Here is a 20,595-nt window from a genome sequence, read left to right on the forward strand (position 1 = left end):
TCCGGGAAATGCATTGGATATGCATTAGGTCGACTCCTTATAAAGGCAATCTCTTATGCAGTAAATATTTGTAAATCCATAAATAAATAACTGAAAAGAATATGCAGCGCTGAAGATGTCTGTGTGTTTTTTGACCAGGAGCCGCGCCATGAGTCCGTTGAACCTTGCGTCACCCTTAACGCCACGACGGCTCAAACGCCTGCCTCTGGCCTTGTTGCTGGCGGGCAGCGCCAGCTGGACATACAGCTACGCCGCCGACGCTGAAACTTCGCCATCGGCGCCGGCCGGCAAGCCGGCGGCCAACAGTTCGCAACTGGAAACCGTGACGGTCACCACCCGCCGTCGCGAAGAAAGTTCGCAAGACGTGCCGACGCCGATGAGCGTGGTCAGTGGCCAGACCCTGGAGACGCAGCGGGTCTACCGGATTCAGGATTTGCAGCAGCTGGTGCCCAGCGTCAACGTCGCCTACATGCACGCCCGCCAGTCCAGCGTGTCGATTCGCGGCTTGGGCAACAACCCGGCCAGTGACGGGCTGGAAGGCAGCGTCGGCCTGTACATCGACAACGTGTATCTGGGTCGCCCGGGAATGGCGGTGTTCGACCTGATGGACATCGAACAGCTCGAAGTCCTGCGCGGGCCGCAGGGCACGCTGTTCGGCAAGAACACCACCGCCGGGGTGATCAACATCAGCACCCGCGCGCCGACATTCACGCCGGAACGCAGCATCGAAACCTCGGTCGGCGAGGATGGCTATTTCCAGACCAAGGGCACGATTTCCGGGCCGCTCAACGATCAGTTGGCCGGACGCTTTTCGGCCTATCGCACCCGCAGCGACGGCGACATCAAGAACGAGTACAACGGCCATGATCTGAATGGCGGATCGCGCGACGGTTTCCGTGCGCAGTTGCTGTTCAAGCCCAACGAAGATTTCAATCTGCGCTGGATCGGTGACTACAACGAAGAGGATTCCAGCGCCGGTACCCGCGTGCTGTACAACACCGGGCCGACCATCAACGGCGTCAACCTCTATCAATCGCGGGCCAACGCCGCCGGTGCGACGCTGGTCAACGGTTCGCACCGCAAGGTCAATCTGGACAACGACCAGCACGTCACCGTGCATCAGGGCGGCACGTCGGTAGAAGCCAACTGGACGTTGCCCAGCGACTTCACCCTGACCTCGATCAGCTCCTACCGCTTCTGGAATTTCACCCCGGCCAACGACGATGGCCTCAACGTCGCGGCGACCTATAACGCCGGTGTCTCGGTGGAAGACAAACAGTACTCGCAGGAATTTCGCCTCGCTTCGCCCAAGGGCGAGTTCTTCGATTATGTGGTCGGCGCGTACTACTTCGGCTCGGATCTGGACAACAAATCCTTCGCCTATTACGGGCCGCAGGCCGACATCTGGAATGGCACGCCGCGCGGTGCTCTGGCCAATGTCGGCAGCGTCGGCAACGGCCACATCAAGACTGACAGTTTCGCGCTGTTTGCCCAAGGCACCTGGCACCTTACCGAGCGTCTGGATTTTACCGCCGGGGTGCGCGGCACCTATGAAGAGAAGAACGCCTGGGTCACCCGCGATGCACCCGTCGGTGGCGCTGCTGTCAGCGGCGCAGCGGCCACCGCACGACGCGGCCGTGCCGGTGCCTACGATTCCGGCGATCTCAATCAGTACAGCTCCAGCCCGTCCGGGTTGCTCAACCTCAGCTATCGCATCACCGATGATCTGCTCGGTTACGCCACCCTGTCCCACGGTGAAAAATCCGGCGGGGTGAACCTTGCCGTGGGGTCTGCGCCAACTGCCGGCGCCGACTCGCTGCTGATCGGCACCGAGCGCGCCAACAACGCCGAACTCGGCTTCAAGAGCACCCTGTGGGACCGCCGTCTGCAGCTTAACGCCAACCTGTTCTGGACCCAGGTCAACGCTTACCAGACCAACGCCTACGACGACGTCAATCGTGTGCAGTACCTGACCAACGCCGGCTCCGTGCGCTCGCGCGGCGTCGAGTTTGAAAGCACGGTGATCCCGCTGCGCGGCCTGACCTTGAACTTCAACGGTTCGTACAACGACGTCAGCTACCTCTCGTACAAGGATGCACCATGCCCACCTGAAGTCAGCCAGGCACCGGGTGCACCGGCCTCTTGCGACCTCAGCGGTCACCAGGTCGTCGGTGCCTCGAAATGGATTGGCAATGCCAACGGCAAATACGAATGGAATCTGGCCAACGGCCTGCAACCTTACGTCACCGGCAGCTACGCATTCCGCTCCAAAGCAGTGGGCACGGTCGAGGATTCCGACTACGGGCAGATCCCGAGTTACGCGGTGGTCAATCTCTCCACCGGCCTGCGCGGTGATTTCCATCAGGGACAGTGGGACGTCTCGCTGTGGCTGAAAAACGCCTTCGACAAAACCTATTACACGACCCTGTGGACTGGCGGCAATGGCGGCTACGAAGGCCTGCTCGGCACGCCGCGCACTCTGGGCGTGACCGGTCGCTACGACTTCTGATTTGATCGTTCAAGGAGCTGCATCATGTTGCCAGGCAAAACCGCTTTAGCGCTGTTGGTGTCCGGCGCGGTACTCAGTAGCGGGGCGTTTGCCGCGCCCAGCGTGTACCCGACCGGCGTTACCCGCTACGACCCGAACAAGGCGTTTAATCAGTACGTGATCTTCAGTGGCGCCGACAAGCAGACGCACCTGATCGACATGAATGGCAACGAGGTTAAAACCTGGCCGCAGGCGGGGTTTCCGTCGGCAATCATCGACCCGCAACTGGTCGGTGGCGAGCGCGGGCATGTGCTGCTGCAACTGAGCGACAAGGATCCGGGCAAGCTCGGTTCGGCCGGCAACGGCCTGGGCAACCAGAGCGTCGGCGAGCTGGACTGGAGCGGCAAAGTTATCTGGCAGTGGGGCGACAAGGCCCCTGGTGGCGCGGCGCAACAACATCATGATCAACGTCGTTTGAGCAACGGCAACACCGTCGTGCTGGCGAACAAGGTGCACCAGGTCAAGGGCTTCAAAGTACCCGAGGTGATCGACGATGCGATCTATGAAGTCAGCCCTGACGGTGCGGTGAAATGGCAATGGTTGGCCTCGGAACACCTGAGCGAATTCGGCTTCACCCCGGAGCAACTGAAACTGGTGCGCGCCAGTGACAATCCGGATTACCTGCACATCAACAACCTCAGTGTGGTCGGGCCGAACAAGTGGTTCGATGCCGGCGATAAACGCTTCAATCCGGACAACCTGCTGCTCGATTCGCGCAACGCCAACTTCATTGCGATCATCGACAAACACAGCGGCAAAGTGGTCTGGCGCCTCGGTCCGAACCTGCCGCTGATCAACCCGAAAACCGCGCAAAAACTGCCGCGTCCGGTGGACCAGTTTGTCGGTCAGCATGATGCGCACATCATCCCGGCAGGACTGCCCGGCGCCGGCAATCTGCTGGTGTTCGACAACCAGGGTTCGGCGGGGTATCCGAACGTCACCCTCGGGCTGATTTCCGGGTCGCGAGTGCTGGAAATCGATCCGCAGAAAAACCAGATCGTCTGGCAGTACAGCGCCGCCAATTCGAAGCAGCCGGGGTGGGCGTTCTACAGCTCGTTCATCAGCAGCGCGCGACGTTTGCCCAACGGCAATACGCTGATTGACGAAGGCATGAACGGGCGGTTTTTCCAGGTGACGGCCAACGGCGAAAACGTCTGGGAATACGTCAGCCCTTACCTGGGCAAGGCGCCAGGCAGCGATGCAATCAGCAACTGGGTCTATCGCGCCTTGCCGGTGAGTTACGACTGGGTGCCGGCGGGCACGCCGCGCTCTGAGAGCGCCGTCATTGCTCCGGCATCGGCCGTGCAACAGACAAGCGCCAGTCGTTAGTTGAAAAGGAATTAATGCTCGAATGAATGGCAATAAGTTATGTGTGATTTGGGCAGCGCTTATTGCAATTTCGTTGAAAAGTCGCGTGGACAATAAGTGAATGCCGAACCATCCTGATTGTCGTGAGTTTCCAGGAGGAAACTTGCTCTCATCGGAAGACACTTATCCAACGATAAAGGAAATCTCGTTATGTCGAGCATTAATGGCAACTATATAAACGCTAACGCTGGCGCCAAACTGACGATTACCGATGGCAACGACTCCAACGGCACCTTCAGCGGCAAGTTCAGCCAGAACGGCGTGAACTACGACATCGCTTACGGGCATTACCATTTCCAGAACAGCACCGGGCAGCCTACGATCATCACGTTCACGGCTCTGAATGATGGCACTGGCTATCAGTCCTGGACATTGTTCTCACCCGATCACAATTACTCGAAAGTGCGTGCGGTGGGTTCACGCAATAATTTTGATGGTGATGTTGTTGGTCTGGCAGGAGAGTTTATTAAACAGTAATCTTGTGTAAAAAAGCCGCCCAACTATTTAAGCTGGGCGGCTTTTTTCTTACATGAAATAAGTCGTTTTCATGTCGGTCGTGCTTCCAGTGGATGACAGAGTTTACTCATGCTTGATTCTAAGCTCACTGTGAACTTAATCATTCGATCAGGACGCTTTAGATGCAAAACGCACTTTATTCCAACACTCACAATGGTCCCTCTCTGACGATTGTCGACTCCGATGATCGCACCGGAATCTTCGCCGGCACGCTGCATCACCAAGGCATCAACTACGGCATCGTCGATGGCCGTTATGCCAGCCTCAACGGCTATCAGCCACCGACGGTGGTCACGCTCATTGCGGCTCATCAGGATCATGGCTACTTCGCCTTGACGCTGTTTTCACCCAGCCGTGGCACCCACGAACTGACAGGGCATTGCGTGCACGTCACTTACGACGGTGCGGTCAGCAGTCTGCCGGGTGACTTCGTTCGAAATGCCTGAGCGCCGCCTGCTTCAGGCCTCGCCCTTCAAACTAAACCCAGCAAGGATGCTACACATGTCCACGATCAACGGCGTTTATCGCCACGAGCCTTCCGAAACGACCCTGACCCTGACCGAGGGCGATGATCGCACCGGCAGTTTCACCGGCACTCTGTCTGTGTCCGGGATCGATTACCCACTTGCATTCGGCAACTTTCATTTCAGGCATGGTTTTTCAACGAGCGCGGTTGCCATCACGTTCAGCACGTTGATGGCCGATGGTACGGGGCAAGCGTGGGTGATGTTCTCGCCTGACCAGTCCTATGCACGCCTGCGGGCAATGGGCAGCGCTGCCGACCTGGCCGGAGAGGTCGCGTTGACCGGCCTTGAGTTTGTCCGACAAGCACCCTGAAAAAGCCCGGATTAAACGGTTTTCGCATGCCTTGGCCGAATATTTTTCATGCTTGAAAAGCATTGTAAATTTGCGTTGCGGCGCAAGCCCTTGCAGGCCGTGGCCTCGCGGGGATCGCTGAGAATTTATATTCAAAAAACGTCTAAACACATCAATAAAAGTTACTTTCGGAGATAAGTGATTGCTCCAATGATTCACCCAACGACCGGTCGCACGGGGGATACAGGTGGCGGCCGGTCGGGTACTTCGCAAAAGAGACCGCAGGGAGTGAATCAATGGGCAATGTCCAGACCGCCGCCAGCGCACAGGAATTGCTGTGGCGCCAGGCACCGAGTGGCGAATTGGTCGATCTTGGCCGGCCTCATCGTGTGCCGTTGGGGCAGTTGCGTTTGCAGCGTGCGCCCAAGGGCATTCTGAGCCGACGCGAAGCGATCCTGCTCGGGGTGCTGGCGCTGCTAGTGCACGCTGCGGTGATCTACTGGATCAACCAGCAGCCAACGCCGGTGCTGCCAATCGTGCCGCCGGAAATTCCGCCGATGACCATCGAGTTCTCGCGGCCGGCGCCGCCTGCACCACCCGTGGTTGAACCGCCGCCACCGGCTCCGGTGGTCGAGCCGCCACCACCGGTTGAAGACGAGTTGGCCGTGAAGCCGCCACCGCCCAAACCGATCCCCAAACCCAAGCCGAAACCGGTGGCCAAACCGGTGCCGAAGCCGGCACCCAAAGCCGTGGAGCAACCCCCCGCGCCGCCGCAACCGGCAGCCCCGGTCGCTGCGCCAGCGCCAGCGCCACCCGCACCACCGGCCCCGGCGCCGGTGACACCGGCCTCGGCCAACGCCGCGTATTTGAAGAACCCGGCGCCGGAATATCCGTCGCTGGCCCAGCGTCGCGGTTGGGAAGGCACGGTGATGCTGAGGGTGCACGTGTTGGCCAATGGCAAACCGGGCGAGATCCAGATTCAGAAAAGCAGCGGTCGGCAGCAACTCGACGATGCGGCGCTAAGCGCGGTCAAGCAGTGGAGTTTCGTCCCGGCCAAGCAGGGTGATGTTGCCCAGGACGGCTGGGTCAGCGTGCCCATCGATTTCAAGATTCATTAATTGGTAATCAGCCGGCTTTATTCTCGCGGTGTGTCTGGAACCGTCATCGCGAGCAAGCCTGGCTCCCACACACGAGGGAACACATCATGACGTTACTGGCATCTCCACTGGAATCCATCGAAAGCGCGGTGATCTGGCTGTTGGTGGTTTTTTCCGTCGCCACTTGGGGGCTGGCGCTGCTCAAAGCTGTGCAGTTTGGTCGTCTGAAGGCGCAGGATCGCAAGTTTCATAAACGCTTCTGGGCGGCGTCGAGTCTGGATTCCGCCGCCGAGTTGAGCGAAACCCAGCCTGGCGCTGCAGCCCGGGTGGCGCAGGCCGGTTACGCGGCGATCCAGGTCGGCGAAGCACCGCAGGCCAATGACCTGAGCCAGGCGATCAACCATCAGGATCGACTGGAGCGCGCCTTGCGTCAGCAGATCGTGCGCGAACGCCGTTCGCTGGAAACCGGTCTGGCGGTGGTCGCGAGTATTGGCAGTACCTCGCCGTTCATAGGTCTGTTCGGCACGGTGTGGGGGATCATGGAAGCGTTGAAAGGCATCAGTGCAGCCGGCTCGGCGAGCCTGGAAACCGTGGCCGGCCCGATTGGCGCGGCACTGGTCGCAACCGGTGTGGGGATCGCCGTCGCGGTGCCGGCGGTGCTGGTTTACAACTACTTTTTGCGGCGTCTGAAACTGACCGCCGCGGATCTGGATGACTTCGCCCACGACTTCTACAGCCTGGCGCAGAAGAGTGCGTTCCGCGTGCTGATCCACCCGACTGCAAACAAGGTGGCGGCACCTGGCAACGCGGCAAAAGTGAAGGAGGCGTCCTGATATGGCCTTCTCCACGCAAGACAGCGACGAGGTGCTGAGCGAGATCAACGTGACGCCGTTGGTGGATGTGATGCTGGTGCTGCTGGTGGTGTTCATCGTCACCGCGCCGCTGCTGACCAACGCGATTCCGATCAACCTGCCCAAGACCGAAGCGGTAGCACCGGTGGAGCAGAAAGATCCGCTGGTGGTGAGCATCGACGGCGCCGGCAAACTGTTTATCAACAAGGATGAAATTCAGCCGGATCTGCTGGAATTCAACCTTAAGTCAGCCAAGGCGAAAGACCCGGAAGTGCGCGTGCAACTGCAGGCCGACGATGGCGTGAACTACGGCGAAGTGGCACGGGCCATGGCTTCGATTGAACGGGCGGGGATTACCAAGCTGTCGGTGATCACTGCGCGGTGAAAAGATTTTCGTTTTTCCGGGGCCGTCTCCTTGGCAGGGTGCGGCCCTTTTTTTATCCCGCAAAAAGACCTTCACCACCCAGCGACTGTGGGAGCGAGCCTGCTCGCGAAGGCGTTTTGTCAGTTGCAGTCAAATTGACTGATCCGCCGCTTTCGCGAGCAAGCCCGCTCCCACAGGTTGGGCGTTACATATGCATTATGAGTCTTAACAAATAGCTTCTTATTCCTTAACGAATATAAATCCCGTCCCTATACTCGATCAGGAACAGACACGACGCAGGAGAGCTCCCCCATGCGCAACGAATCAATCCGCTATCTGATTGTGCCGGGCTGGCAAGGATCGCCAGAAGATCATTGGCAAACCCACTGGCAAAACAGCCTGCCCAACAGTGCTCGGGTGGAGCAGGCCGACTGGCTGACGCCGCGCCGTGAGGACTGGGTTGCCGCGCTGGCCGAGGCGATTGCCGCCGACAGCGCGCCAGTGATCCTGATCGCCCACAGCCTGGGTTGCGTCACCGTTGCGCATTGGGCTGCCACCGCGCCCGTGCAATACCTGCGTCAGGTGCGCGGTGCGTTGCTGGTCGCGCCTGCGGATGTCGAGCGCCCGACCTGCGTGCCGGCGCTGCGCAATTTCGCACCGATCCCGAGCGATCTGCTGCCGTTCCCCAGCCAGGTCGTGGCCTCCGACAACGACGCCGCCGTCAGCGCCCCGCGCGCGTTGGAACTGGCGCGTCACTGGGGCGCCGAGGCGGGGATTCTTGCCGGGGCCGGGCACATCAACGTCAAGTCCGGGCATCAGCGTTGGGAGCAGGGGTTCGCTTATCTCTATCGCCTGCAAAACCGCCTGGAACACCACGCCCGGCGTCGCGCTTGAGTTGTATTTTTTCTTTTTGATCGCCCCCGTCTCCCGGCGGTTCTGGGCGGGAGTCTGCCATGAGTGTTGAAACGTTCGGTCAGCCGTTGCTGACCTTTCCCGATGCGGAAAAAAGTCCCCTGAGCATCCGCGCCAAGGCGCTGGTCTTCGTCGATCCACGTTCGCGCCAGTTGCGCGAGGAGCTGGAGCACCTGGCGCCGCGAGCAATCTCGGTGTTGATCCGTGGCGAGACCGGTACCGGTAAAGAGTTGCTCGCCCGCCACATCCACCGCGCCAGTGATCGCAGCGGGCTGTTCGTCTCGGTCAATTGCGGCGCGATCAGCCCGACTTACGCCGATGCCGAACTGTTTGGCTATGCTGCCGGCAGTTACACAGGCTCGGCCAGCAGCCGCGCCGGCTGGTTCGGTTCGGCCAATGGCGGCACCCTGTATCTGGACGAGATTGGCGACCTGCCGCTGCCGATCCAGATCAAATTGCTAGCCGCCCTGGAAAACCACGAAGTCACCCGCGTTGGGGCCCATCAGCCGAGCCCGGTGGATGTGCGGCTGGTGGCGGCGACCAGTATCGATCTGGCGCAAGCGGTGGACGCAGGGAAATTCCACGAACGGCTTTACCATTACCTCAGCGAAGGGCAACTGGAACTGCCGGCGCTGCGCGAGCGGATCGGCGACATCCTGTCGCTGGCCGAATATTTCCTCGGCATCTACAGCCAGCGCCTCGACCTGCCTGTGCCGTTGATCAGCGAGGCGGCGCAACACCTGCTGGAGCGCCACAGCTGGCCGGGCAATACCCGCGAGCTGGAAAACGTCATTCACTTTGCATTGTTGGTCAGTACCGGCGATGAAATCCTCCCGGAACACCTGAACCTGCCCGAAGCGTCTGGCCCGCACCTGCAGATCGAACGACTGGTGGCGCAGACGAACATCGGCGGCAGCGTTGATGAGCGTAAGGCCTTGAAAGATTTGCTGATTGAATTAAGCCAGCGGTTGTAGCCGTTTTGATCTGTATGAACAAAATGGAATATCAACGTGAATAAACGTTATTGTCCGGGAATAAAAAATCCCGGTATTGTCCGCTTCACGCCAGAGATAGCACTTCACTGGCACTCGTATTAATAGCCGTCGCCATCCGCGATCGTGATTCTCGATAAGGACACTGCATGAAAAAGGTTCTGTTGTTTACCGCATTGGCGGCTGCTCTGACTGCTGGTCTGGCCCAGGCTGGCGAGAAACTGGTGGTCGCGGCGACCCCGGTACCGCACGCTGAAATTCTTGAGCTGATCAAACCGACCCTCGCCAAAGAAGGCGTGGATCTGGAAATCAAAGTCTTCACTGACTACGTGCAGCCAAACGTACAGGTGGGCGAGAAGCGTCTGGACGCCAACTACTTCCAGACCCTGCCGTACCTGAACAGCTTCAACCAGGGCAAATACAAGGATGACAAATCCAAGTATCTGGTGACCGTGCAGGGCGTCCACGTTGAACCGTTCGGTGGCTACTCGAAAAAGTACAAAACCCTGGCTGAACTGCCGGACGGCGCCACCATCGCCATCCCGAACGAAGGCAGCAACAGCGGTCGTGCCCTGATCCTGCTGCAGAAGGCTGGCCTGATCGAGCTCAAAGACCCGAAAAACGCTCTTGCCACCCCGAAAGACATCGCCAAGAACCCGCACAACTTCAAGTTCAAGGAACTGGAATCGGCGCTGCTGCCACGCGTTCTGAACGAAGTTGACCTGGACATGATCAACACCAACTACGCGCTGGAAGCCAAGCTGAACCCGACCAAGGATGCGCTGGTGATCGAAGGCGCTGACTCGCCTTACGTGAACTTCCTGGTGGCCCGTGAGGACAACAAGAACAGCGACGCGATCCAGAAACTGGCCAAAGCCCTGACCAGCCCTGAAGTCAAAGCGTTCATCGAGAAGAAGTACAACGGCGCGGTATTGCCGGCGTTCTGATTCGACGCTTGAACCACCCCTTCAAGGTATGAAAACGCCGATGGCCAGTGATGGTCATCGGCGTTTTTGTACTTGTTCGATTTGGGGCATATGAATGCTTTTGTGGTGAGGGGGCAAGCCCCCTCGCCACACCTGTGCCTCGCTCCAGGCTCAGGCCACTTGAGTCTTCAAAGCCCGGCGCAACGCCACGAGCAATTTCACGATGTCCTGCGGATCCAGTCGCTGCGGCACTTTTACGTCCATGTTGTCTTCCTTGTAATGGTCTGGCCGGGAGAGTCTGGCCAAAAGCTGTTCGTCCTTGGAGGGCTTTCATGCAAAAAAGATCCTTCCTACAGCGCAGGGGAAAATAGCCTTCTTATTCCTTCCCGGCAAACCCACAAGATAGTTTTTTGGGTGATATCAATATGCTTTATCGGTATTTAAATTCTTGTTTTTATACCTATAAAGTCAGCACCTGCCGGACAGTTACCCGCTGTCCATGGACTGCATGACCGTCGCTTACCGAGCGGCGTCCAGGATGCTTCATGACTTTCGATTACGCATTTATCCTCAGCACGCTGCCGGCGTTTCTCAAAGCCGTGGGCGTGACGCTGCAGGTCGGATTCATTGCCATTGGCACTTCACTGCTGGTGGCGCTGCTCAACGCGACGATTCTGGTGTTTCGCACGCCTTACCTGCAGCGCGCCGTCGGCCTGTATGTGGAGCTGGCGCGCAACACGCCGCTGCTGATCCAGCTGTTCTTCGTCTACTTCGCCTTGCCGGCCCTCGGTATCAAGGTTTCCGGCTTCACCGCCGCAATCGTCACCATGACCTTTCTCGGCGGCGCCTACCTCACCGAAGTGCTGCGTGCGGGCGTCGATGCCGTGCCGCAGGCACAACTGGAGTCGGGGCGCTCCATCGGTCTGTCGCACGGCCAGTTGCTGCGCTACGTGATCCTGCCGCAAGCGGGGATCCTCAGCCTGCCGTCGCTGTTCGCCAATTTCATTTTCCTGCTCAAGGAAACCACCGTGGTCTCGGCGGTCGCGGTGCCGGAAATCCTCTACACCACCAAGAGCTACATCGCGCTCTACTACAAAACCTACGAAATGCTCGCCGTGCTGACGCTGATCTGTGTGCTGTTGTTCTTGCCGCTGTCGCTGCTGCTCAGCCGTCTGGAAAGGAGGCTCCAGCATGGCCAGTTCGGGTCTTGAACTGCTCTGGGTGTCGCTGCCGCAACTGGCAAAAGGCGCTGGGCAAACCCTGTCGATCTCGTTCCTGAGCATCGCCATCAGCACCGTTGGCGGCGTGCTCTATGGCGTGCTGCGTACGCTCAATGTGACGTGGTTGAACGCGATCCTGCGGGTCTATCTGGAGTTGTTCCGGGCGATTCCGGTGCTGGTCTGGCTGTACCTGCTGTTTTTCGGTCTGCCGATTTTCTTCGGCCTGAGCCTGCCGAGTTTCTGGTGTGCGGTGCTGGTGCTGTCGCTGTGGGGCGCCAGTGAGGTTGGTGAGGTGGCGCGCGGTGCGCTGCATTCTTTGCCGCGCGGGCAGCGTGAAGCGGGGCTGTCGATCGGCCTGAACGTTGCGCAGCTCTACGGCTACGTGCTGCTGCCGCAAGCGCTGAAACGCATGACGCCACCGACCATCAACGTCTACACGCGAATCATCAAGACCAGTTCGCTGGCGGTGCTGATCGGCGTGGTCGATGTGATCAAGGTCGGACAGCAGATCATCGAGCGCACCTACGAATCAGTGCTGATCTACGGCGCGCTGTTCCTGTTTTTCTTCTTTATCTGCTACCCGCTGTCGGCCGCCTCGCGCGTGCTGGAGCGGCGCTGGACGCAAGCATGAGCGCATTGATCGAGTTTCAGGGCTTCAACAAATTCTACGGCGAGCAGCAGGTGCTCAAGGGCATTGACCTGCAAGTGCGCAGCGGCGAAGTGATCGTCATTCTCGGCCCCAGCGGCTGCGGCAAAAGCACCTTGCTGCGCTGCCTCAACGGCCTGGAACAGGCGCACGGTGGCAGCCTGAAATTTGTCGGTCGTGAACTGTTGGACAAGGCCACTGACTGGCGTGAAGTGCGCCAGCAGATCGGCATGGTGTTCCAGAGTTATCACCTGTTCCCGCACATGAGCGTGCTCGACAACCTGCTGCTCGGCCCGCTCAAAGTGCAGAAACGCCAGCGCCGCGAAGCGCAGCAACAAGCCGAAGCCTTGCTTGAACGCGTGGGCCTGGCGGACAAGCGCGACGCCTATCCCCGCCAGCTCTCCGGCGGCCAGCAGCAACGTATCGCCATCGTCCGTTCGCTGTGCATGAACCCGCGAGTGATGCTCTTCGATGAAGTCACTGCGGCCCTCGACCCGGAGATGGTCAAGGAAGTGCTGCAAGTGATTCAGGGCCTGGCCCGCGAGGGCATGACCCTGCTGATCGTCACCCACGAAATGGCCTTCGCTCGCGCGGTGGCCGATCGCATCGTGTTCATGGATGCCGGGCGCATCCTTGAACAGAACCCGCCCGAGATTTTCTTTACGAACCCGCAGACCGCACGCGCGCAGCAGTTCCTGGAGAAGTTCTCCTTCGTTGCAACACTGCCCGAAACGAATCCGACAAAGGAACTGGAACTGCTATGAAAACTGCCAAGTCATCCCTGTTTTTACTGCCACTGCTCGGTCTTGCGCTGCTCGCCGGCTGCAACAAATCGGAAGAACCGGCCAAGCCGAAAGTCGCCAGTGAAAGTACCGCGCCGGCCGGTTATCTGGACAAGATCAAGGCCCGCGACAAATTGATCGTCGGCGTGTTTACCGACAAGCCGCCGTTTGGTTTCGTCGATGAGGCCGGGCGCTATGTCGGCTTCGACACCGACATCGGTCGGCGCTTCGCCAAGGATTTGCTGGGCGATGAAAACAAAGTCGAGTTTGTTGCCGTGGAGCCGGCGAGCCGCATTCCATTCCTGCAAAGTGACAAGGTCGACCTGATCCTCGCCAACATGACCGTGACCCCGGAGCGCAAGGAAGCGGTGGAATTCACCAACCCGAACCTCAAGGTCGCGGTGCAGGCGTTGGTGCCGCAAAGCAGCTCGGTGAAAAACCTTGATGACCTGGCAACTCGCACCACCATCGTCACCACCGGTACTACGGCAGACATCTGGCTGACCAAAAATCATCCGGACTGGAAACTGCTGAAATTCGAGAAAAACTCCGAGTCGCTGCAAGCCCTGGCCAACGGCCGTGGCGATGCCTACGCGCAGGACAACCTGGTGTTGTTCAGCTGGGCCAAGCAGAACCCGGGCTACCGCGTGCTGGATGAAAAACTCGGCGCCGAAGCACCGATTGCACCGGCAGTGAAGAAAGGCAACGTCGAGTTGCGGGACTGGGTGAATACCGAGTTGGCGAAGCTGGGTGAAGAGAAATATCTGCTCAAGCTGTACGACCAATATGTGCGCAAAGAGCTGAGCGATGACACCAAACCCGAGAGCGTGATTGTCGAAGGCGGCAAGTGGCAGGGATGATTCATTGACTCAGCGGTGACGCTGAAATTGCCTTCGCGAGCAAGCCCGCTCCCACAGGAGTACGAGACCAACTGTGGGAGCGAGCCTGCTCGCGAATCTGTGTCGCGCCGCTCAATCCGGCCAGTTCCACGCCGGTTCATCCAGCACCCGCTGCCCGACAATCCCGGTCTGCCCCAGCGTCTTCTCCAGCACGATGCAATTGCATTCAGGATCTTCCTGCAACGCTGATATCAACCTGCGCGCGTGCGACACCACCCAAACCTGACACTCCTGTGAGGCACGAATGATCAACCGCGCCAGCGCCGGCAGCAGATCCGGGTGCAGGCTGGTTTCCGGTTCGTTCAGCACCATCAACGTCGGTGGCCGCGGCGTCAGCAAGGCCGCGACCAGCAGCAGATAACGCAACGTCCCGTCCGATAGCTCCGCCGCCGACAATGGCCGCAGCAGTCCTTCCTGAAAGAACTCGATGGCAAAGCGTCCGCCGGCCAGAGGCGCGATGCTCAGCCGTGCGCCGGGAAACGCATCGCTGATCGCCGCCTGCAACGCCTCGGGGTCGCCGATTTCATTGATGGTCTGCAAGGCTGCGGCGAGGTCGCGACCGTCGTGGTGCAGCACTGGCGTGCGGGTGCCCAGTTGCGGCTGGCGCACCGGGGCGTCCGCGTCGCTGCGAAAGTGATCGTAGAAGCGCCAGCGGCGGATGAACTCGCGCATCTGAAACACTTCCGGTGAACTGCGCAGGCTGCCGACCTGATCGAACAGGCTGTCGAAGTTCGGCGTGTGCTGTGCCAGCACGTCCCAGCCGCGGCCTTCGCGAGCGCGGATCATCGGGCCGTGGCGATCCACCAGCAGGCTGGCCGGGCGATAGAACGGGCCGGCCCAGATGCATTCTTTCTTGATCTCCGGGTCGAGGGAGAAGAACGAACGGCTCGGTTCCGGCAAACCGAGGGCGATCGCGTAGCTGAAGTCTTCCCCGGCAAAACCCAGACGCAGACGCTTGACGCCCTGACGCACCGTCGGCTCGACCGCCACTTCGCCGCTGCGCATGCGTCGGCTGATGGTTTCCGGGCCGGCCCAGAACGTCGAATCCAGCCCGCCTTCGCGGGCCAGCGCATTCACCACGCCGCCCTGAGCGGTCTCTGCCAGCAGGCGCAAGGCCCGGTACAGATTGGATTTGCCGCTGCCGTTGGGGCCGGTGATCAGGTTCAGCCGGCCCAGTGGAATCACCAGTTTGTTGATCGAGCGGTAATTGGCCACCGCCAGTGTCTTGAGCATGACTGCATCCTTGTACCGGACGGCTGTTTGCCGTGCGTCTGGTTGGGTGGCGGGCGTGTTTGCCGACCCCGGAAATCATTGTTGAAAAATGCGTTATTCCCGCGAGCGAACGTTGAACCCTGTTCTAAGCTCACAGTCGTATCGTCACTTGCACGTTCGTACACAGGAAGGAGTCTGCATGGCGAGTCCCGGATTGAAAACAGTTGTCGTGCTGAGCCTGCTCACGTTGCTGACCGCTTGCGGCAAGAAAGAAGCGCCGGCGGAGTACCTGCCACGGGTCTTTGTGCAAGAGGTCAAGCCAGCCGACTACGCCGCTGCGGTGACCCTCACCGGTGATGTGCAGGCGCGGGTGCAGACCGAACTGTCGTTCCGGGTCGGTGGCAAGATCATCCAGCGCATGGTCGATGTCGGCGACCGGGTCAGCGCCAAACAGGTGCTGGCCAAACTCGATCCCAAGGATCTGCAGACCAACGTCGATTCTGCTCAAGCCCAGGTTATCGCCGAACAGGCGCGGGTCAAACAGAGTGCGGCGGCGTTCGTGCGCCAGCAGAAATTGCTGCCCAAAAGCTACACCAGCCAGAGCGAATACGATTCCGCGCAAGCCGCATTGCGCAGCAGCCAGAGCGCCCTGAGTGCGGCGCAGGCGCAATTGGCCAACGCCAAGGACCAGTTGAGCTACACCGCGCTGATCGCTGATGCTCCCGGGGTGATCACCCAGCGGCAGGCCGAAGTCGGTCAAGTGGTGCAGGCCACCGCGCCGATTTTCTCGCTGGCCCGCGATGGCGACCGTGACGCCGTGTTCAACGTTTACGAATCGCTGCTGGCCGAGCGTCCTTCGGATCGCTCGATTGTCGTCAGCCTGCTCGATAATCCCGCCATCAAGACCACCGGCACGGTGCGTGAAATCACCCCGGCGGTGTCGGCGCAGTCCGGCACGGTGCAAGTCAAAGTCAGCCTCGACAGCCTGCCGCAGGGCATGCAGCTGGGCTCAGTGGTCAGCGCGACCGCCAAGGGCAGCGGCAAGTCGGCGGTGGAATTGCCGTGGTCGGCACTGACCAAAAACATCAGCGATCCGGCCGTGTGGATGGTCGACGACAAGGGTGAAGCGCAGCTGCACAACGTCACCGTCAGCCGCTATCTGATCGGCAAGGTCATCATCAGCGACGGCCTCAAGGGCGGGGAAAAAGTCATTGTCGCCGGTGGGCAGTTGCTGCACCCGGGCATGAAAGTCGAGATTGCCGAAAACACCTATAAAGATCTGCAATCGGGAGCACAGCCATGAAGCGTCTGGGGCTGTTATCCATCGGTGTGCTGCTGGCAGCCTGCTCGAAAAGCGAGCCACCACCGGAGCCGGTACGGCCGGTGCTGTCGATCAAGGTACAAGCGCTGAACGAGGAAACCCTTGGGCGTTTCGCCGGCAGCATTCAGGCGCGTTACGAGAGCAACACCGGGTTCCGCGTCGGCGGGCGCATCGCCAGCCGTAACGTCGATGTCGGCGCCGAGGTGCAAAAGGGCACGCTGCTTGCCACCCTCGACCCGTCCGATCAACAGAACCAGTTGCGTTCGGCCCAGGGCGATCTGGCCAAGGTCCAGGCGCAGCTGATCAACGCCCAGGCCAACGCCCGGCGGCAGCAGGCGCTGTTCGATCGCGGGGTTGGCGCGCAGGCGAACCTGGACATCGCCAACACCGACCTGAAAACCACTCAGGCCTCGCTCGATCAGGCGCGGGCAGCGGTCAATCAAAGCAAGGATCAACTCGGTTACACCGAACTGCGCTCCGACCACAAAGCAGTCGTGACCGCGTGGAACGCCGAAGCCGGGCAAGTGGTGACGGCCGGTCAACAGGTGGTGACTCTGGCGCAACCGGACATCAAGGAAGCGGTGATCGATCTGCCGGACACGCTGGTCGATCAGATCCCTTCCGACGTGGTGTTTCTGGTGGCCGGGCAACTCGATCCGAGCATCAATACCACGGCGACCATTCGCGAAATCGAACCACAGGCCCAAAGCGCCACGCGCACCCGCCGCGCGCGGTTGACGCTGGCCAATACCCCCGATGGCTTTCGACTCGGCACGGCAATCAGTGTGACCCTCAGCTCGGCGATCAAGCCGCGGATCGAATTGCCTGCTACCGCCCTGCAGGAAGCCGACGGCAAGACCCGCATCTGGGTGATCGATACACAGAGCAAGACCGTAGCCCCGCGTGATGTCAGCGTTATCAGCCGCACTGACGGCACCGTGGTGCTGGCCGGCGGGGTCAAGTCCGGCGAGCGGGTGGTCAGTGCAGGCGTCAACAGTCTCAAACCCGGACAAGCCGTGAAACTCGACGAGGACAGTCAATGAAAGGCTCTTTCAACCTATCCGAATGGGCCCTCAAGCATCAGTCGTTCGTCTGGTATCTGATGTTCGTCGCGTTGTTGATGGGGGTGTTTTCGTACTTCAATCTGGGGCGCGAAGAAGACCCCTCGTTCACCATCAAGACCATGGTAATCCAGACCAAATGGCCGGGCGCGACCCAGGAGGAAACCCTCAAACAGGTCACCGACCGCATCGAGAAAAAACTTGAGGAACTCGATTCCCTCGATTACGTGAAAAGTTACACGCGTCCCGGCGAATCGACGGTGTACGTGTACCTGCGCGACACCACCAGTGCCAAGGACATCCCGGAAATCTGGTACCAGGTGCGCAAGAAGATCGACGACATTCGCGGCCAGTTTCCCCAGGGCATTCAAGGCCCCGGGTTCAACGACGAGTTCGGCGATGTGTACGGTTCGGTCTACGCGTTTACCGCCGACGGCCTGACCATGCGCCAGTTGCGCGACTACGTGGAGCAGGCACGCGCCGAGATCCGCAACGTACCGGGGTTGGGCAAGATCGAGATGATCGGCCAGCAGGACGAAGTGATCTACCTGAACTTCTCCACCCGCAAACTCGCCGCCCTGGGCATCGACCAGCGCCAAGTGGTGCAGAGCCTGCAATCGCAGAACGCCGTGACTCCGGCGGGGGTCATCGAGGCCGGTCCGGAGCGCATTTCGGTGCGCACCTCGGGGCAGTTCGCTTCGGAAAAAGACCTGGCCGAGGTCAATCTCAAGCTCAATGACCGTTTTTACCGGTTAGCGGACATCGCTGACATCAGTCGCGGTTACGTCGACCCCGCCACGCCGGAATTTCGTTTCGACGGCAAGCCGGCAATCGGTCTGGCGATTGCCATGCAGAAGGGCGGCAACGTTCAGGAGTTCGGCAAGGCGTTGCACGCGCGTATCGACCAGGTTACCGCTGACCTGCCGGTGGGCGTCGGCGTGCACACCGTGTCCGATCAGGCGGTGGTGGTGGAAGAGGCGGTCGGCGGTTTCACCAGTGCGCTGTTCGAAGCGGTGGTGATCGTGCTGGTGGTCAGCTTTATCAGCCTCGGCGTGCGTGCCGGGTTGGTAGTGGCATGCTCGATTCCGCTGGTGCTGGCGATGGTGTTCTTGTTCATGGAATACAGTGGCATCACCATGCAGCGGATTTCCCTCGGCGCGCTGATCATCGCCCTCGGCCTGCTGGTGGACGACGCGATGATCACCGTGGAGATGATGGTCACGCGCCTGGAAATGGGCGAGAGCAAGGAGCAGGCGGCCACGTTCGCCTACACCTCCACGGCGTTCCCGATGCTCACCGGTACGCTGGTGACCGTGGCCGGTTTCGTGCCCATCGGCCTCAACGCCAGCTCCGCCGGCGAGTACACCTTCACCCTTTTTGCGGTGATCGCAGTGGCGATGCTGGTGTCGTGGGTGGTGGCGGTGTTCTTTGCCCCGGTCATCGGCGTGCACATTCTCAGCACCAACGTGAAACCCCATGAAGCCGAGCCGGGCCGTGTCGGTCGGGCTTTCAACGGCGGTTTGCTGTGGTGCATGCGCAATCGCTGGTGGGCCATCGGCATCACCGTGCTGCTGTTTGTGCTGGCGGTGTTCTGCATGCGTTTTGTGCAGAACCAGTTCTTCCCGTCGTCGGATCGCCCAGAAATCCTCGTCGACCTGAACCTGCCGCAAAACGCCTCCATCGACGAAACCCGCAAGGCTGTCGACAAGCTCGAAGCCACGCTCAAGGGTGACCCGGACATCGTGCGCTGGAGCACTTACATCGGTCAGGGCGCGATCCGTTTCTACTTGCCTCTCGACCAGCAACTGCAGAACCCGTACTACGCGCAACTGGTGATCGTCAGCAAGAACTTCGAGGCCCGCGAGGCCCTGAGCCAGCGCCTGCGTGAGCGCTTGCACAAGGACTTCGTCGGCATCGGCAGTTACGTGCAAGCACTGGAAATGGGCCCGCCGGTAGGCCGTCCGATCCAGTACCGGGTCAGCGGCAAGGACATCGATCAGGTGCGCAAACACGCCATCGACCTGGCGACCGAACTGGACAAGAACGAGCACATCGGCGAGATCATTTACGACTGGAACGAGCCGGGCAAAGTCCTGCGCATCGACATCGCGCAGGACAAGGCGCGCCAGCTCGGGCTGTCGTCCGAAGACGTGGCGAAACTGATGAACAGCATCGTCAGTGGTTCGCCGCTGACCCAGGTCAACGATGACATCTACCTGATCAACGTGGTCGGCCGCGCGGTGAGCTCCGAACGCGGTACGCCGGAAACCCTGCAGAACCTGCAGATCGTCACGCCCAACGGCACGTCGATCCCGCTGCTGGCGTTCGCCACCGTGCGTTATGAGCTGGAGCAGCCGCTGGTGTGGCGTCGCGACCGCTTGCCGACCATCACCATCAAGGCCTCGGTGCGTGACGAGATTCAGCCGACCGACCTGGTGAAAATCCTCAAGCCGTCGATTGACGCTTTCGCCGCCAAGCTACCAGTGGGCTACAAGGTCGCCACTGGCGGTACGGTCGAGGAAAGCGGCAAGGCCCAGGGGCCGATTGCCAAGGTGCTGCCATTGATGCTGTTTTTGATGGCGACCTTCCTGATGATCCAGTTGCACAGCGTGCAGAAAATGTTCCTGGTGGCGAGTGTCGCGCCGCTGGGGCTGATCGGCGTGGTGCTGGCGCTGGTGCCGACAGGCACGCCGATGGGGTTCGTGGCGATCCTCGGGATTCTGGCGCTGATCGGCATCATCATCCGTAACTCGGTGATTCTCGTGACGCAGATCGATGAGTTCGAGCGCAACGGCTCCGCGCCGTGGGATGCGGTGGTGGAGGCGACCGAGCACCGGCGCCGGCCGATCCTGCTGACGGCGGCGGCGGCGAGCATGGGCATGATCCCGATTGCCCGGGAAGTGTTCTGGGGGCCGATGGCGTACGCGATGATTGGCGGGATCGTAGTGGCGACGCTGCTGACACTGCTGTTTTTGCCGGCGCTGTATGTGGCCTGGTACAAGATTCGCGAGCCGCAGAAAGAGACCCGCTAAAAGCGAGTGCTGCGCACTCTGTTCGCGAGCAG

The 20,595-nt window shown here is 60.2% G+C and carries 19 protein-coding genes; 18 read left to right on the top strand and 1 reads right to left on the bottom strand.

Going from position 1 to position 20,595, the window contains the following annotated elements; all coding sequences use genetic code 11:
- Positions 1 to 148 precede the first annotated feature (148 nt).
- From AC0J41_RS27820 to AC0J41_RS27890, 15 genes are all read left to right on the top strand, one after another.
- Positions 149 to 2,509: a TonB-dependent receptor gene (locus tag AC0J41_RS27820; protein ID WP_473014132.1), complete on the top strand. Its 2,361-nt coding sequence runs from the start codon at positions 149 to 151 to the stop codon at positions 2,507 to 2,509.
- Positions 2,510 to 2,533: 24 nt separating this feature from the next.
- Complete coding sequence (locus tag AC0J41_RS27825; protein WP_473014133.1) at positions 2,534 to 3,877, top strand: aryl-sulfate sulfotransferase; 1,344 nt, start codon at positions 2,534 to 2,536, stop codon at positions 3,875 to 3,877.
- Between the two features lie 189 nt (positions 3,878 to 4,066).
- Positions 4,067 to 4,393: a hypothetical protein gene (locus AC0J41_RS27830; protein WP_473014134.1), complete on the top strand. Its 327-nt coding sequence runs from the start codon at positions 4,067 to 4,069 to the stop codon at positions 4,391 to 4,393.
- Positions 4,394 to 4,554: 161 nt separating this feature from the next.
- A complete protein-coding gene (locus tag AC0J41_RS27835; RefSeq protein WP_473014135.1) occupies positions 4,555 to 4,878 on the top strand; it encodes a hypothetical protein in 324 nt (107 codons plus the stop codon).
- A gap of 55 nt (positions 4,879 to 4,933) precedes the next feature.
- The gene (locus AC0J41_RS27840) at positions 4,934 to 5,269 is read left to right on the top strand and encodes a hypothetical protein (RefSeq protein WP_473014136.1); all 336 of its coding nucleotides are present in this window, start codon (positions 4,934 to 4,936) and stop codon (positions 5,267 to 5,269) included.
- A 275-nt stretch (positions 5,270 to 5,544) separates the two neighbouring features.
- Positions 5,545 to 6,366, top strand: a complete 822-nt coding sequence (locus AC0J41_RS27845; protein ID WP_473014137.1) for an energy transducer TonB — start codon at positions 5,545 to 5,547, stop codon at positions 6,364 to 6,366.
- Positions 6,367 to 6,452: 86 nt separating this feature from the next.
- Positions 6,453 to 7,178: a MotA/TolQ/ExbB proton channel family protein gene (locus AC0J41_RS27850; protein WP_025111020.1), complete on the top strand. Its 726-nt coding sequence runs from the start codon at positions 6,453 to 6,455 to the stop codon at positions 7,176 to 7,178.
- A gap of 1 nt (position 7,179) precedes the next feature.
- Complete coding sequence (locus AC0J41_RS27855; protein WP_003220570.1) at positions 7,180 to 7,581, top strand: ExbD/TolR family protein; 402 nt, start codon at positions 7,180 to 7,182, stop codon at positions 7,579 to 7,581.
- 291 nt (positions 7,582 to 7,872) lie between these two features.
- Complete coding sequence (locus tag AC0J41_RS27860; protein WP_473014138.1) at positions 7,873 to 8,454, top strand: alpha/beta hydrolase; 582 nt, start codon at positions 7,873 to 7,875, stop codon at positions 8,452 to 8,454.
- A gap of 59 nt (positions 8,455 to 8,513) precedes the next feature.
- A complete protein-coding gene (locus AC0J41_RS27865; RefSeq protein WP_025111018.1) occupies positions 8,514 to 9,446 on the top strand; it encodes a sigma 54-interacting transcriptional regulator in 933 nt (310 codons plus the stop codon).
- 167 nt (positions 9,447 to 9,613) lie between these two features.
- Positions 9,614 to 10,411 (top strand): MetQ/NlpA family ABC transporter substrate-binding protein, encoded by a 798-nt coding sequence (locus AC0J41_RS27870; protein ID WP_025111017.1) that lies wholly within the window; start codon positions 9,614 to 9,616, stop codon positions 10,409 to 10,411.
- A 524-nt stretch (positions 10,412 to 10,935) separates the two neighbouring features.
- Positions 10,936 to 11,601 carry an amino acid ABC transporter permease gene (locus tag AC0J41_RS27875; protein WP_473014139.1) on the top strand — a complete coding sequence of 222 codons (666 nt, stop codon included), beginning with the start codon at positions 10,936 to 10,938 and terminating at the stop codon, positions 11,599 to 11,601.
- On the top strand, positions 11,582 to 12,241 hold the full coding sequence (locus AC0J41_RS27880) for an amino acid ABC transporter permease (protein WP_473014140.1): 660 nt from the start codon (positions 11,582 to 11,584) through the stop codon (positions 12,239 to 12,241). Before AC0J41_RS27875 ends, AC0J41_RS27880 begins: the two co-directional genes overlap by 20 nt.
- Positions 12,238 to 13,020 carry an amino acid ABC transporter ATP-binding protein gene (locus AC0J41_RS27885; RefSeq protein WP_025111014.1) on the top strand — a complete coding sequence of 261 codons (783 nt, stop codon included), beginning with the start codon at positions 12,238 to 12,240 and terminating at the stop codon, positions 13,018 to 13,020. The genes AC0J41_RS27880 and AC0J41_RS27885 overlap by 4 nt, the downstream gene beginning before the upstream one ends.
- Entirely contained in the window at positions 13,017 to 13,898 is an 882-nt protein-coding gene (locus AC0J41_RS27890) for a transporter substrate-binding domain-containing protein (RefSeq protein WP_025111013.1), read from the top strand. Before AC0J41_RS27885 ends, AC0J41_RS27890 begins: the two co-directional genes overlap by 4 nt.
- Before the next feature lie 111 nt (positions 13,899 to 14,009).
- On the opposite strand, the gene AC0J41_RS27895 is transcribed toward AC0J41_RS27890, so the two are convergent.
- Complete coding sequence (locus AC0J41_RS27895; RefSeq protein WP_473014141.1) at positions 14,010 to 15,170, bottom strand: AAA family ATPase; 1,161 nt, start codon at positions 15,168 to 15,170, stop codon at positions 14,010 to 14,012.
- A gap of 178 nt (positions 15,171 to 15,348) precedes the next feature.
- Here AC0J41_RS27895 and AC0J41_RS27900 point away from each other — a divergent pair, with 178 nt between their 5' ends.
- Genes AC0J41_RS27900 through AC0J41_RS27910 form a run of 3 tightly spaced genes read left to right on the top strand, consistent with a single transcriptional unit; the run spans position 15,349 to position 20,563 of the window.
- Positions 15,349 to 16,452, top strand: a complete 1,104-nt coding sequence (locus tag AC0J41_RS27900) for an efflux RND transporter periplasmic adaptor subunit (RefSeq protein WP_025111011.1) — start codon at positions 15,349 to 15,351, stop codon at positions 16,450 to 16,452.
- The gene (locus tag AC0J41_RS27905; protein ID WP_025111010.1) at positions 16,449 to 17,513 is read left to right on the top strand and encodes an efflux RND transporter periplasmic adaptor subunit; all 1,065 of its coding nucleotides are present in this window, start codon (positions 16,449 to 16,451) and stop codon (positions 17,511 to 17,513) included. The genes AC0J41_RS27900 and AC0J41_RS27905 overlap by 4 nt, the downstream gene beginning before the upstream one ends.
- Complete coding sequence (locus tag AC0J41_RS27910; RefSeq protein WP_473014142.1) at positions 17,510 to 20,563, top strand: efflux RND transporter permease subunit; 3,054 nt, start codon at positions 17,510 to 17,512, stop codon at positions 20,561 to 20,563. The genes AC0J41_RS27905 and AC0J41_RS27910 overlap by 4 nt, the downstream gene beginning before the upstream one ends.
- Positions 20,564 to 20,595 lie beyond the last annotated feature (32 nt).

The organism is Pseudomonas sp. Arb-4-2C (assembly GCF_055755015.1).

Excerpts from the sequence above, each read along its gene's own strand:
- AC0J41_RS27890 (WP_025111013.1), top strand. The coding sequence starts at position 13,017 with ATGAAAACTGCCAAGTCATCCCTGTTTTTACTGCCACTGCTCGGTCTT.
- AC0J41_RS27900 (WP_025111011.1), top strand. The coding sequence starts at position 15,349 with ATGGCGAGTCCCGGATTGAAAACAGTTGTCGTGCTGAGCCTGCTCACG.
- AC0J41_RS27895 (WP_473014141.1), bottom strand. The coding sequence starts at position 15,170 with ATGCTCAAGACACTGGCGGTGGCCAATTACCGCTCGATCAACAAACTG.
- AC0J41_RS27830 (WP_473014134.1), top strand. The coding sequence starts at position 4,067 with ATGTCGAGCATTAATGGCAACTATATAAACGCTAACGCTGGCGCCAAA.
- AC0J41_RS27840 (WP_473014136.1), top strand. The coding sequence starts at position 4,934 with ATGTCCACGATCAACGGCGTTTATCGCCACGAGCCTTCCGAAACGACC.
- AC0J41_RS27910 (WP_473014142.1), top strand. The coding sequence starts at position 17,510 with ATGAAAGGCTCTTTCAACCTATCCGAATGGGCCCTCAAGCATCAGTCG.
- AC0J41_RS27825 (WP_473014133.1), top strand. The coding sequence starts at position 2,534 with ATGTTGCCAGGCAAAACCGCTTTAGCGCTGTTGGTGTCCGGCGCGGTA.
- AC0J41_RS27875 (WP_473014139.1), top strand. The coding sequence starts at position 10,936 with ATGACTTTCGATTACGCATTTATCCTCAGCACGCTGCCGGCGTTTCTC.
- AC0J41_RS27850 (WP_025111020.1), top strand. The coding sequence starts at position 6,453 with ATGACGTTACTGGCATCTCCACTGGAATCCATCGAAAGCGCGGTGATC.
- AC0J41_RS27885 (WP_025111014.1), top strand. The coding sequence starts at position 12,238 with ATGAGCGCATTGATCGAGTTTCAGGGCTTCAACAAATTCTACGGCGAG.
- AC0J41_RS27865 (WP_025111018.1), top strand. The coding sequence starts at position 8,514 with ATGAGTGTTGAAACGTTCGGTCAGCCGTTGCTGACCTTTCCCGATGCG.
- AC0J41_RS27860 (WP_473014138.1), top strand. The coding sequence starts at position 7,873 with ATGCGCAACGAATCAATCCGCTATCTGATTGTGCCGGGCTGGCAAGGA.
- AC0J41_RS27855 (WP_003220570.1), top strand. The coding sequence starts at position 7,180 with ATGGCCTTCTCCACGCAAGACAGCGACGAGGTGCTGAGCGAGATCAAC.
- AC0J41_RS27820 (WP_473014132.1), top strand. The coding sequence starts at position 149 with ATGAGTCCGTTGAACCTTGCGTCACCCTTAACGCCACGACGGCTCAAA.
- AC0J41_RS27870 (WP_025111017.1), top strand. The coding sequence starts at position 9,614 with ATGAAAAAGGTTCTGTTGTTTACCGCATTGGCGGCTGCTCTGACTGCT.
- AC0J41_RS27835 (WP_473014135.1), top strand. The coding sequence starts at position 4,555 with ATGCAAAACGCACTTTATTCCAACACTCACAATGGTCCCTCTCTGACG.
- AC0J41_RS27880 (WP_473014140.1), top strand. The coding sequence starts at position 11,582 with ATGGCCAGTTCGGGTCTTGAACTGCTCTGGGTGTCGCTGCCGCAACTG.
- AC0J41_RS27845 (WP_473014137.1), top strand. The coding sequence starts at position 5,545 with ATGGGCAATGTCCAGACCGCCGCCAGCGCACAGGAATTGCTGTGGCGC.
- AC0J41_RS27905 (WP_025111010.1), top strand. The coding sequence starts at position 16,449 with ATGAAGCGTCTGGGGCTGTTATCCATCGGTGTGCTGCTGGCAGCCTGC.